Genomic DNA, 12945 nt, shown 5'->3' with positions numbered 1-12945 from the left:
TCGCTATTATCCTAGTGCTCCGTATCGGGCTAGGAAGAATGCCCAAGTTGTCGCAATTCCGCCTAAGAGGTAATGAGCCAAACCAACAGCACGACCTTGAATAATACTCAAAGCACGGGGCTGAATGGCTGGAGCAACATTAAGCTTGTTGTGTGCCCAAACGATCGACTCAATCAGTTCTTGCCAGTAGCCGCGACCACTGAATAAGAACATGAGGCTAAATGCCCAGATAAAGTGAGCGCCCAAGAAAATCAAGCCATAGGCAGACAACGCCGAACCGTAGGATTGGATGACCTGTGAAGCCTGTGCCCACAGAAAATCGCGCAACCAACCGTTAATGGTTAAGGCACTTTGTGCAAAGTTATTGCCTGCCATGTTGGTGATTGAGCCATCAGCACCCACAGTACCGAAGATATCTGACTGCATTCTCCAGCTAAAGTGGAAAATCACAACAGAGATACAGTTGTACATCCAGAACAAGCCGAGGAAAACGTGATCCCAAGCCGAAACTTGGCAAGTGCCGCCACGACCAGGACCATCGCAAGGGAAGCGGAAACCTAGTTCAGACTTATCTGGAACTAAGCGAGAGTTACGAGCAAATAGCACACCTTTCAGCAAGATGAGCACTGTAACGTGAATGGTGAAAGCATGGATATGATGCACCAAGAAGTCAGCCGTACCCAACACCATAGGCGCAGCAGCAACCTTACCGCCAATGGCTAAAACGTCACCACCAAAGATGGGGCTAACGGAAGCAGAAGCATGAGGAGCTGTAGCACCAGCCGCTGCTGCGTGAATTCCTTGAACCCACTGAGCAAAGATTGGTTTTAGTTGAATTGCTGAGTCTGAGAACATATCTTGAGGACGACCCCAAGCTCTCATGGTGTCATTATGAATATAGAGACCAAAGCTATGGAAGCCAAGGAAAATACATACCCAGTTGAGGTGAGAGATAATTGCATCTCTGTGCTTCAAAACGCGATCGAGCAAGTTATTAACATTCTTAGCAGGATCGTAATCGCGCACCATAAAGATGCCAGCGTGAGCAGCGCCACCGCAAATCATGAAGCCGCCAATCCACATGTGGTGGGTGAACAGCGAAACTTGAGTTGCGTAGTCAACCGCAATGTAGGGGTAAGCAGGCATCGCATACATATGTTGTGCGACGATGATGCTCAAAGAACCCAACAAAGCTAAGTTCCAAGACAGTTGAGCGTGCCAAGAGGTTGTGAAGATTTCATACAAGCCCTTGTGACCTTCGCCAGTCAAAGGACCCTTATGAGCTTCAAGGATTTCCTTCATGCTGTGACCGATACCCCAATTGGTGCGGTACATGTGACCAGCAACAATAAACAATACGGCGATCGCAAGGTGATGATGAGCTTGGTCAGTCAACCACAAAGCACCTGTTTGAGGATTTAGTCCACCCTTAAAGGTCAAGAAATCAGAATAGGCTCCCCAGTTCAGTGTGAAGAAAGGAGTAACACCCTGAGCAAAGCTAGGGAAGATTTCTGACATCAAGCTAGAGTTGAGAATAAACTCATGAGGCAATGGGATTTGACTAGCAGGAACGCCCTTATCCAAATAGTAGTTAATTGGGATAGAAACGTGGATTTGGTGACCTGCCCATGCCAATGAACCCAAACCTAACAGTCCAGCTAGGTGATGGTTCATTACAGATTCCACATTTTGGAACCACTCCAACTTAGGAGCAGCTTTGTGATAGTGGAACCAGCCTGCAAAGAACATCAAACCAGCCATTACTAGACCGCCAATCGCGGTGCAAAGTAGTTGATATTCGTTGACAATTCCCGATGCTCTCCAAAGATGGAAAAGACCAGAGGTAATTTGAATCCCCTGGAAACCGCCACCGACATCGCCATTTAAAATATCTTGTCCAACTACGTTCCAAACGACTTGGGCGCTGGGCTTAATCCCTACTGGATTTGATAGCCAAGCTTCATAGTTAGAGAATTTTGCGCCGTGGTAGTACATACCACTGAGCCAGATAAAAATAACGCCCAAATGCCCAAAGTGAGCAGAGAAGATCTTACGGGCTGTGTCTTCTTCAGTAGTAAAGCTATCAAAATCATGGACATTGGCGTGAAGGTTCCAGATCCAAGTTGTAGTCTTGGGGCCCTTCGCTAAGGTACGGTCAAAGTGACCTGGCTTGCCCCACTTCTCAAAAGAAGTAGCTACCACATCACGATCGACAGATACCTTCACCTTTGCCTCTGGCTTTTGAGGAGTAATCGTCATTGAGTGTTCCTCTCAATCTTAAAGACAAGGATTCAAACGGTTTTGCTTTCTTACTCCCCTAGGGCTGAATCAATAAATGTGATAAGAACGGCTATAGGGGAGGTCGTCTGCGCTAGTCGTAATTATAGGTTCACGTTTGTACCAAGCTCGAAGCGGCTTAACAAATTTTTAGAATCCCTGAACCTAGCTTGCATGAACAATTGAGGGAGATCGTCAAGGATCGTTAAGAAACAACTCGAAATAAATCTTAATCATTCCTATTTACAAATCTTTGCACAGAGCTTCGAGCCCTCTCCAATCGCTGTCAAGAGGAGAAAACTTTGGGACACTGCCACTTTTTACAAGAGTTCTGAAATTTAGGGATCGCCCCCTTGTATCTTGAGCATAAGGCATCAAAAAATTTACACCTAAATTAACTCAGACTATTCCAACGTTCGGCCGCAGAAGCGATCGCTTGGTCGGTTGGCTTTTCTTTAAGCATGGCAAGTTGTAGCTCTTCGTAAATAATCTTGCGTAATTTTTCTAAATCCTTAACAGGCGGGATCAATACCTCAGACTGGGGCAGTTGAGACGCACTAATTACCCTGGCTCGGTCTAATACGTTCGCTTTATCGCCTAACTTAGCAAAATAGGGATCGGCGGCCGTCTTAATGGTCGAAGGCAGGGAGTTATCCACCTTAGAAAACTCAAGTTGGTTTTGACTGTTCGTCAGAAAGAGGGCAAATTTAATTGCCAAGTCTTTATTCACTGGGTTAGATGAACTATTGGGTACAACCACGTTCATCACTGCAGCACTCTTTTTGCCTGTAACCCCTGTAATTTGGGTCGAGACATCCGTAACTTTGTAAATGTCAGGCGCGTTTTGAGAAACCATCTGCAAAAACTGGGGCCCCGTAAGGAGTATAGCTATTTCCCCTGCCTGATATAGTTCGACAGCTTTGCGATGCCCTTCGGTCAAGATTTCACGGGGTATGAGTTGCTTATCAAATAAATTGACCCAATATTCAAATGCTGCCTTACCCGCAGCGTCATTAAAGCCTGCTTTTGAGCCGTTACTAAATAGGTTCATCCCCATCTGTACCATTGATTCCAACACCTGACCGCCATCCATCGTCAGTAAAAACGCATACTTACCTGTCTTTGCCTTAATTTGCTCGGAGGCTAGTGCGAGTTCGGCAAAGGTCTTGGGTGGCTTGTTAGGGTCTAAACCTGACTTCTGGAACAAGTCGCGGTTGTAAATTGTAATGTCCGTAGCCACGTACCAAGGCAGTCCAAAGGTCACCCCTTCCAGTTGGTTCGCCTTCCAGATATTCGGAAAGTAACTAGCCTGTTCTTCGGCTGAAGCAGCGATCGCCATGTCTACAAGGGCTTTTTTCTCAGCTAACTTCGTGGCAAATTGCGGATTGAGGTTAACCACATCTGGCGTTGTACGGGCAGCAAAGGAACTCAGGATCTTATTTTCCATCTCGCCCCAAGGCACATCTACCCATTCGACTTCAGCATTGGGGTTTTGTTTGACAAATGCTGAAATTAAGCCCGCCATATAGGCATCAAATTGCGGCTTTAGTTGCATTGTCCAAAAGACGATTTTGCTCTTACCGCTTACAGTCGGTTGCCCCGTTGATGAACCCGTGTTGGTTGCCGTTTGAGCACCACAAGCCCCTAGCAGAAAGAGTGTGGATAGTTGGACAAATTTTCTTCTAGGAAACTGCATTATCTAAGCTTTACCAATTTGTTTATAGATAGTTTGTAAAGATACAGGCATTGATTCACCAGCAGGCGCAGGTGATTGCAACTTTCAAGGGAAAACGATACTGAAGAATTTTAGCTCACCCTAAACCTAGAACAAGCTGACTCTCACCCGTTGGTGGCTTAAAACTTGAGCATATAGTTTTTCTAGTTGGCTGATATTGCTGTTGAGCGTGTATTTTGTCAGAACTCTTTGTCTGGCTTTATGCCCCAAGATACCGATCAGTTCGGGGTGCGTGACAAACAAGGGCAGCAACATACAGAGCTGGGAATAAACTTTTTGAGAGTCCAGCACCATACCAGCGCCATCGGCAATAACCTCGCCATCAGCACCCACATTCGTGGCTAGGCAAGCAACTCCACAGGACATTGCCTCTAGAAGTGACAAAGATAGCCCCTCCACAAAGGAAGGCAAAATAAATACATCCGTGCCCCGCAAAATTTCAATACGACGCGCTTCGGACGCAATAAAGCCCATCCAGATAATACTCGGATCGTTGCCATAGGTTGCTTTAAAGCTATTGGCTAAAGGGCCACTACCGACGATCGCCAACTTACAACCTTGAGGCATTTTCAACTTACGCCAAGCCTTTAAGAGAGCCTCCACGTTTTTTTCGGGTGCGAGTCTGCCTTGATAGACAAACAAGCGCTCGGCTTTGAGTTCTTCCTTAATATTGGAGTAACCAGGGGAAAATTTCTCGGTATCCACACCGTTAGGGATCACGGCGATACGACCACTGGGCACACCTAACCTATTAAGCAAATCTCGCTGCACTTGAGAAAAAATGATCACCTGATCGTAGTCAGCTAAAGAGGGGGCATAGATCTGATAGGTGAGTTGTTGTGTGCTAGAGGTGAAGTTACGCCGATTGACATCAAACGGCAGGTGAAAGGTCGCCACTAAAGGCAAATTTAGATCGGCACAAATTTCTGGCAAGCGAAAATCAAGCGGCGATAAGGCGAGGGAAGCGTGAACGAGATCGGGCTTGAGGCTGCGCAGAGCATCGACCAAAATCTTACTGGCACTAAAGGAGGGCACAGTATAAATTGTGGACTTGTAAAGAAATGGCAGAGAGACTTCCTGAGGCTCTTGAAGCGATGAAAAGAGAGGCGGATCTTGCGCTTCATCTACCTCTGGCTCTGCGGCAAAATGCAAAAAGCTAACGCGATGACCTCTGTCGAGCAAAGCATTTGTGATTTCACGACCGTATGTGACATTGCCACACACTGGCGTTTTTTTACCTAGCCATGCTATGTGCATGAATTACACCGAGTTTCGTAAAGGGTTTAGAAATGAGTTTAATAATTATTTATTTAGGATTTCTATAAGCAAATATACCAGTTATCAAGAGGCGAGTAGCATTCAGCTACGCTCGCGATCGGGAATAACTTGTAAATTTTAGGGATAAGTTGTTTTACAGTCAGGCAAGATGCCTGACCTACATGGATTCTTCGCAATCCTTCTCAACTTACAGCTTGCTTAAGGTGCTCCACCACAGACTCGATCGAAATATTGACCGTGGCTTTTGTGGCGCGTTCGACGATTTCGACCTTGCCCTCTGAGATACTGCGTCCCGTAACGATGCGATAAGGAATGCCAACAAGATCGGCATCTTTGAACTTTACGCCTGCCCGTTCGTCGCGATCGTCAAATAAGGTTTCAATGCCTGCTTGGTTTAAATCGGTATAAAGTTGCTCTGCGATCGCCATCTGCTCGGGGCTGCTGACATTGGGAACAACGATGATGGCATGATAGGGCGCGATCGCCGTGGGCCAGATGATGCCGTCCTTATCGTGGGACTGTTCGACCGCCGATTGGGCTAGACGGGACACCCCTAAACCATAGCAACCCATCACCAGTGGCACTTCCTCGCCTTGCTCGTTGGTAAAGGTGGCATTCATTGCCTGAGAATATTTTGTGCCCAACTGAAAAATGTGACCGACTTCAATCCCTCTAGCCGTTTGAAGGATCTGGGTATGATCGTGAACGGCGCGATCGCCCGGTCTAGCTTTGCGAATATCCACAACAGCGGGTAGCGTGAATTCTTTGCCCCAGTTTGCCCCGACCACGTGATAGTCGGTTTCATTTGCCCCAGTTGCAAAATTCTGCAATTCCTCTACAGTGCGATCGGCTAAACGCAGAAACTTTGGTGCTAAATTTTTTTGATTAGAGATATAGTCATCCGCTAAATCGGGAGAAATATATCCCACAGGCAGAGGTTTTGCCGCCCATTTTTGCATCATTTCAGCATCGGGAATCTGTAAGGCTAGTAAGGCTTTACCACCATAATTCCCTGCCAATTTCACAAGCTCGTTTTGCAGCTTAACTTCATTCACTTCTTGGTCAGCTCGAATACTAACCAGAACCAACACAGTCATGCCATTGTCATAGGTAGCCTGAAACAACACCTGTTTCACCGCTTGACTGGGAGTGCATTTCAGAGATTTGCACATCGTCTCGATCGTTGTGGTGTTGGGGGTGTGATGTTTCTCTAGCGTAGTGAATGCACTGGGCTTTGCTGGAAAGGGTAAGGAGATCGCTTTCTCCACATTTGCCGCATAGTTACCATCGGGCGTAAACAGCACCTCATCTTCGCCTGCCTCGGCAAGCACCATAAACTCTTGAGAGCCAGACCCCCCGATCGCCCCAGAATCTGCTTCTACTGCTCGAAATTTTAAGCCACAGCGCCGAAAGATATTGCTGTAGGCAGTGTGCATGTCGTTATAGGTTTCTTTGAGGCTATCAGTGTTTGTGTGAAAGGAATAGCCATCTTTCATAATGAATTCGCGCCCCCGCATCAGACCGAATCTGGGACGAATTTCATCGCGAAACTTGGTTTGCATTTGGTAAAGATGCAAAGGAAGCTGACGGTAAGAACGAATCATCTCCCGCGCGATCGCTGTAATCACTTCCTCGTGAGTCGGACCTAGCCCTAATTGCCGATCGCTGCGATCGTTAAGGGAAAACATGATCCCTTCAGCTTTGGTGTAGGTATCCCAACGACCAGACTCTTGCCAAAGTTCGGCTGGCTGCAATTGAGGCAATAGACACTCTTGTGCCCCAGTTGCATTCATCTCAGTTCGCACAATTTGCGATATCTTTTGCAAAACGCGCCACATCAAGGGAAGGTAAGCATATACCCCACCCGCAATGCGGCGAATATAGCCTGCCCTGAGTAATAGTTTGTGACTGGGTATTTCTGCCTCAGAAGGATCTTCGCGCAGAGTTACCCATAGCATTTGAGATAGACGCATTGATTGAGCTGCCTTTGGTGAGTGCCTTTAAATTAATCTTTGTGTTGATTTTAACTGAATGTGCAATCATTCCCATTGATTAGGAAGCGATCGGCATTTCTTAAAATTTCGTTGCAAGTCAGGAAGCGATCGCACGTTCTAAGCAAAGATTCGGTAAACTACCTCCATCAATAGTGATAACGGGGAACGGTTTCTTCTATGGGAAGACTATGGTATTTCGCCCAGGCAGTTTTGGGAATTCTGTTCCGTCACCCAGTTCTTGGCACAAGTGTAATTCCTGTGCTGGCTGACGGACGCATTGTGCTTGTGCGCAGGCGCGACTGTGGAAAGTGGGGATTACCTGGTGGCATGGTGCAGTGGGGCGAGGATGTTCACACAACTGCGAAACGAGAGCTTGCCGAAGAAACTGGGTTAGAGCTAATCAAAGTATTACGATTGGTAGGGGTTTATTCTTCCCCAGAACGAGATCCCAGAATTCACTCAATATGTATTGCTTTAGAAGCCGAGGTGCGTGGCGATCTCCACATCAACGATCGGTACGAGCTTAGTGATATTAAGGCTTTTGAGCTTTCAGCAATACCGTTTGGTAATCTAGCCCACGATCACGAACAGCAGCTTAAAGACTATCTTCAAAATTTAACCGTACTCGCTTAGACGATTAGATTTAGTTTTGATTTAGTACGCGATCGCACCCTTAGCCATTCGCAAGGATTTTACGGTCTGAATTACACAGTCCGCAGCGCGATCGATCTCTGCCTCGGTGTTAAAGCGACCGATGCCAAACCGAATCGACGCATAGGCAAGCGCTTCAGAATGTCCTAATGCCATCAAAACATGGGATGGCGAATTCTTAAACGAAGTACAAGCAGAGCCAGACGAAACTGCCATGACAGGCTGCAAACCCAAAAGTAAGGCTTGACCATCTACGCCCTCAAAACTAACATTGAGATTTCCCGCCAATCGTAGGGTGGGGTGACCGTTTAGATAAATCCGCTCTAGTTGAGAAAGCTGTTGCCACAAACGTTGGCGTAATTGGGTGAGTTGCATTTCTCCTGCGACTTGCGATTCTAACGCGATCGCGACGGCTTGGGCAAAACCAACAATCTGCGGCGTATACAGCGTTCCAGAACGCATACCGCGCTCGTGCCCCCCTCCATGTAATTGCGGTGCAAGTTGCACCCTCGGGTTACGTCGTCGCACGTATAAAGCCCCAATCCCCTTGGGCCCATACACCTTATGTGCAGTGATCGACATCAAGTCAATCTGCATTGCTTCCACATCTAGCGGAATTTTCGCGATCGCTTGGGCAGCATCAGTATGAAATAGAACTTGATGCGATCGGCAAATCTTGCCAATCTCTGCTAGGGGCTGAAGTACACCAATTTCATTATTGGCTGCCATCACCGACACCAATACCGTATCAGGGCGGATTGCCTGCTCTAAAAGCCCCAGATCGAGCAATCCATCAGGTTGCACGGGGAGATAAGTCACCTCAAACCCAAGAGATTCCAGATATGCACAAGGATCGAGGATGGCATTATGCTCCGTTCGCACCGTAATCAAATGCCGCCCTTTTTGAAAATAAGCTTCAGCAACTCCCTTAATAGCGAGATTGTTTGCCTCTGTCGCACCACTCGTAAAGATAATTTCTTCAGGGGCAGCATGAATTGCCTCCGCTAAAACTGCTCTAGACTGCTTGACGGCTGCCTCGGCTTCCCAGCCATAAAAGTGTCCGCTACTAGCAGGATTCCCAAATGACTCCCGAAAGTAAGGCAGCATCACCTCTAACACCCTCTCATCCACTGGTGTTGTCGCGTGGCAATCAAGATAGATTGGGCGCTGCATTTGTGCTTAAAATTTTAATTGCTGAACTCTTTGTTGAATTAAATTTTCAACCTCTACAATCTCAGATTTTGATTGGGGTACACCAAAAGTTTCTGGAGATGCATTGGCTGTAAAGCGATCGACAAAGATACGGAATGCAACTTTATCGCCAGGATGAGCAATGACATAGGCTCGCAATTCAGCTTTAGTCATGTTATTAAAATCAGGCTTCATCACAAAAACCTCCAACGACCATTGGGGTAGATCTCTATCTCTATGTTATCGCCAGCCAGAATGAAAACATTGCCTGTTCGCTCATCAAGCCGAACCATGAAGATAGGCATAAAAGTATTCGTTAGGGATTGGCATAGTGTTATACAGGTAATACCTTGATCGGCAGTCGGCAAAATCGACACTCTTGCAAGTAAATGACACTCAATCAGATCAGATTAGCAGATGTAGATGTTATCGAACGATCTTGCCAGCCTCCCGACATACACCTCTAAGCGTTAAACTGAGAGCGATACAATCAGTTAGTTCAATTATTTCGAGTTATGGCAATTTTTTTGTTAGAAGTTGGCACAGAGGAACTGCCTGCCAGTTTTGTGGTTGATGCATTAACACAATGGCAAGAGCGAATTCCTAAAAGCCTAAGCGATCGCCAACTGACAACGAGTAAAATTCAAGTCTATGGCACGCCGCGCCGCCTTGCAGTCACGATCGCAGGGTTACCCCTGCATCAGCCCGACCAAGTTTTAGAAGTTAAAGGGCCCGCGATCGCTGCCGCTTTTGCCAAGGGCGATCCCAAAGGCGAACCTACAAAAGCTGCGATCGGATTTGCCCGTTCCAAAGGGGTTGATGTCACCGATCTAACCGTAAAAGAAACCGACAAAGGCACATTTGTATTTGCCACCCAAAAGATTTTTGGTCGCCCCAGTGCCGAAATTTTGACCGAACTCGCCAGTGAATGGATTACAGGTCTGGAAGGCAAACGCCTGATGCGATGGGGAACTGGAGAATTGAAGTTTCCCCGCCCCATTCGCTGGTTGGTAGCACTCCTAGATCAAGAAGTTTTACCGCTCAAACTCGAAAACATTGAAGCAGATCGGCTCAGTCGAGGACATCGGGTGTTACATCCTCGCGCCGTCGTGATCGATACGGCTGGTGATTACGTTGCCACGCTAAGAGAAGCCTTTATCACGGTAGATGGGCAAGAACGGCAACGCCGAATCCTCGATCAAATTGCTGGCTTAGGAGAACTGATTGGGGCAAAGGCCGAAATTTCAGATGCCCTACTCGAAGAAGTTACCTATTTAGTTGAGTATCCTACCGCCGTTGTAGGGGAATTCGATCGCGAGTTTTTGCAACTTCCCACCCCAGTGATCAAAACAGAGATGGTGAGCCATCAACGTTATTTTCCGCTCTACTCAAATAGCGAACCCGATCGCCTGCTGCCCTATTTCATCACAATTTCTAACGGCGATCCTGAAAAATCAAGGCTAATTGCGGCGGGTAACGGTCGCGTCATTCGGGCAAGACTGGCAGATGGCAAGTTCTTTTACGATGCCGATCGCGCTGTGGCACTAGAGACCTTTTTGCCGCTTTTAGAGAAAGTCACTTTTCAAGAGCAGTTGGGTTCGGTGGCAAATAAAGTCGCAAGAATTCGAGAAATTGCCTCAGCAGTCATCCATGCCATCCCCAACCTAGAAACTAGCGAAACAGAACGGGCAGAGATCGATCGCACAGCGCAACTTTGCAAAGCCGATTTGGTCACGCAAATGGTGAAGGAATTCCCAGAGTTGCAGGGAATTATGGGGCAGTATTATGCCCAGTCCAGTGGGGAACCTGCAACCGTGGCGCAAGGGATTTTAGAACACTATCAACCGCGTGGGGCAGGCGATCGCTTACCGCAGTCTCTTACGGGCAAAATCATCGCGATCGCCGATCGCCTCGATACCCTAGTTGGCATTTTTGGTTTAGGCGTCATTCCCACAGGATCGTCCGATCCCTTTGCATTGCGTCGCTCTGCCGCTGCGATCGTCCAAATTGCTTGGGATAACGGTTACGCTTTAAATTTGCCACAATTGTTAAAGGCAGTTATCTATATATATAGCGAGCATAAACTACTATCGCATCCCCCCGAGACCGTTTTGGACAATCTCTATAAGTGGTTTAAACAGCGCTGCGAGACCCTGTTGCTCGATCGCACTTTAGATGGCATTGATTACGATCTGGTCGATGCCGTATTTGGTGTAGATGATCCTGACTATGCGATCGCTGCCTTAGATAATCTTGCCAAACTCCGCGATCGCGCCTTATTTCTTCAGAAAACCAGACAAGATACCGTACTGGGAGAAATCTACGAGGTCGTCAATCGCGCTACCCGTCTAGCAACACAAGGGAAATTAGCATCCGATGTCGTGGACATTCGCGCTGTCGTCGATCCCAAACGCCTGACTGAACCCTCAGAAAAAGCTTTGTATGAAGCGATCGCAGCCCTACCCAGCAATCCCAGCTACGAGCAGTTGATCGCATCGATTAAAGCGATCTCCCCGATTTTGGCGAAGTTTTTTGATGATGTCATGGTCATGGTTGAAGATCCGCAGGTGCAAAGCGATCGCTTGAATCTACTTGGCGTAATTCGCAACTACAGCCGCATCTTGGCAGATTTTGCTGCCATTCGTTCAGATAAAGGTTAGGCTTTGGCTTTGGTGGCTCGACTCCGCGCAGGCACCAAAGTCAAACTACCGTTAATACACAGGCAAGGTGAAGTGAAAACTGCTGCCTTGAATGCCTGCATCATCTACCCAAATCTGACCGTAATGGGCGCGAATAATGCGGCGACATAGCGACAGACCAATGCCATATCCATCGGCTTGATCGTCACGCTCTAACCGATAGCGATCGTCAAACACGCGATCGCGTTTCTCGGTCGGAATGCCAGGACCATTGTCTACAACTGAAACTTCGATTTTTTGAGCAGTGCGGTGCAGCACGTTTAACTCGATTTTCCCACCAGAGGGCGTGTATTTGATTGCATTCCCCAGTAAGTTCATTAAAACTTGGCGAATTCTCTCCTCATCGGCGTAAACAAGCGGTAGATCGTTGGGAATATCTGTAATAAAGGTTTGCTGCTTTGCCTCAAGGCTATTGATCAAGTAAAAATCATTCGATACGCTGGTGCATAGCTGGTCGAGACGGAGTTTTTGTCTTTGAATCTGAAACTCAGAACTTGAGCTGCGTCCTGCCTCTAAAATATCGGTGATCATGGCATCGGCGACCTTGATCTGACTGCGTGCATGTTTAAATAGATGCTTAGTCATCTTGGGATCGAGCTTGTCCCCACTGATTTCGATCGTTTCTAAGGCAAGCGATACGGCAGTGAGAGGATTGCGCAGATCGTGTGCCAGCATGGCAATCACCCGATCTTTAAAGCGGAGTTGTTCCTCTAGATCGGACTTGTCTTGGGCTAGCAAAAATACTTCATCGGCTAACCGAATCACCTCAGTTGAGTAAGCAAGACTATTACTTAGATCCTTGGTTTGATTTGACAGATCGAGGCTTTGCGCTTGTGTTTGCCAAGTGAGCCAACAGGTTTCTAACTGGCTAATTAGATTTTTGCCAGCAATGGTTTGACGTGGTGGTGGCGTAATCTTGACAAGAGCAGGTGTCATGACTACTTTAAACAGTTCAGCAAGTTGAGGCTGTCCTGTTACATTAATAACTTGCAGATCGGAGATGCAGCTTTCATCTCTTTGCAAAAATTGCTCCATCTCCCTGACTAACTCATTAGCACTGGGGCGCTCATCAATAAAGAGCAGTAGCTGAAGAGTTGACTTAGATGGAGTTGCACGCACT

General features: G+C 47.2%; 10 protein-coding genes. 2 read left to right on the top strand and 8 right to left on the bottom strand.

What is annotated here, in order from left to right:
* Positions 1-6 precede the first annotated feature (6 nt).
* From psaA to V2H45_RS09195, 4 genes are all read right to left on the bottom strand, one after another.
* Entirely contained in the window at positions 7-2259 is a 2253-nt protein-coding gene (gene psaA, locus V2H45_RS09210; protein WP_330483340.1) for a photosystem I core protein PsaA, read from the bottom strand.
* Between the two features lie 412 nt (positions 2260-2671).
* Positions 2672-3973, bottom strand: a complete 1302-nt coding sequence (locus V2H45_RS09205; RefSeq protein WP_330483339.1) for an ABC transporter substrate-binding protein — start codon at positions 3971-3973, stop codon at positions 2672-2674.
* Positions 3974-4099: 126 nt separating this feature from the next.
* The gene (locus tag V2H45_RS09200) at positions 4100-5269 is read right to left on the bottom strand and encodes a glycosyltransferase family 4 protein (RefSeq protein ID WP_330483338.1); all 1170 of its coding nucleotides are present in this window, start codon (positions 5267-5269) and stop codon (positions 4100-4102) included.
* Positions 5270-5472: 203 nt separating this feature from the next.
* Positions 5473-7263: a proline--tRNA ligase gene (locus V2H45_RS09195; protein WP_330483337.1), complete on the bottom strand. Its 1791-nt coding sequence runs from the start codon at positions 7261-7263 to the stop codon at positions 5473-5475.
* A gap of 198 nt (positions 7264-7461) precedes the next feature.
* Between V2H45_RS09195 and V2H45_RS09190 the strand changes: the two genes are divergently transcribed.
* Positions 7462-7917, top strand: coding sequence for an NUDIX hydrolase (locus V2H45_RS09190; RefSeq protein WP_330483336.1), 456 nt, complete (start codon positions 7462-7464; stop codon positions 7915-7917).
* Positions 7918-7938: 21 nt separating this feature from the next.
* On the opposite strand, the gene V2H45_RS09185 is transcribed toward V2H45_RS09190, so the two are convergent.
* From V2H45_RS09185 to V2H45_RS25580, 3 genes are read right to left on the bottom strand one after another with little or no spacing between them, the layout of a single operon-like run.
* Positions 7939-9108, bottom strand: coding sequence for a cysteine desulfurase family protein (locus tag V2H45_RS09185; protein ID WP_330483335.1), 1170 nt, complete (start codon positions 9106-9108; stop codon positions 7939-7941).
* Between the two features lie 6 nt (positions 9109-9114).
* Complete coding sequence (locus tag V2H45_RS09180) at positions 9115-9321, bottom strand: DUF6887 family protein (protein WP_330483334.1); 207 nt, start codon at positions 9319-9321, stop codon at positions 9115-9117.
* Positions 9321-9494 carry a DUF6888 family protein gene (locus V2H45_RS25580; RefSeq protein ID WP_408648759.1) on the bottom strand — a complete coding sequence of 58 codons (174 nt, stop codon included), beginning with the start codon at positions 9492-9494 and terminating at the stop codon, positions 9321-9323. Before V2H45_RS25580 ends, V2H45_RS09180 begins: the two co-directional genes overlap by 1 nt.
* Positions 9495-9641: 147 nt before the next feature.
* Between V2H45_RS25580 and glyS the strand changes: the two genes are divergently transcribed.
* The gene (gene glyS / locus V2H45_RS09175) at positions 9642-11786 is read left to right on the top strand and encodes a glycine--tRNA ligase subunit beta (RefSeq protein ID WP_330483333.1); all 2145 of its coding nucleotides are present in this window, start codon (positions 9642-9644) and stop codon (positions 11784-11786) included.
* A 51-nt stretch (positions 11787-11837) separates the two neighbouring features.
* Here the strand turns inward: glyS and V2H45_RS09170 are convergent, their stop codons facing one another.
* Complete coding sequence (locus V2H45_RS09170) at positions 11838-12944, bottom strand: histidine kinase (protein WP_330483332.1); 1107 nt, start codon at positions 12942-12944, stop codon at positions 11838-11840.
* Between the last annotated feature and the right edge of the window lies 1 nt (position 12945).

Origin of the sequence: Tumidithrix elongata BACA0141 (genome assembly GCF_036349135.1) — a bacterium.
GTDB classification, from domain to species: Bacteria; Cyanobacteriota; Cyanobacteriia; order Pseudanabaenales; family Pseudanabaenaceae; genus Tumidithrix; species Tumidithrix elongata.
Note: the sequence above shows the minus strand (reverse complement) of the source record. Positions and strands in the feature narration are given on the sequence as shown.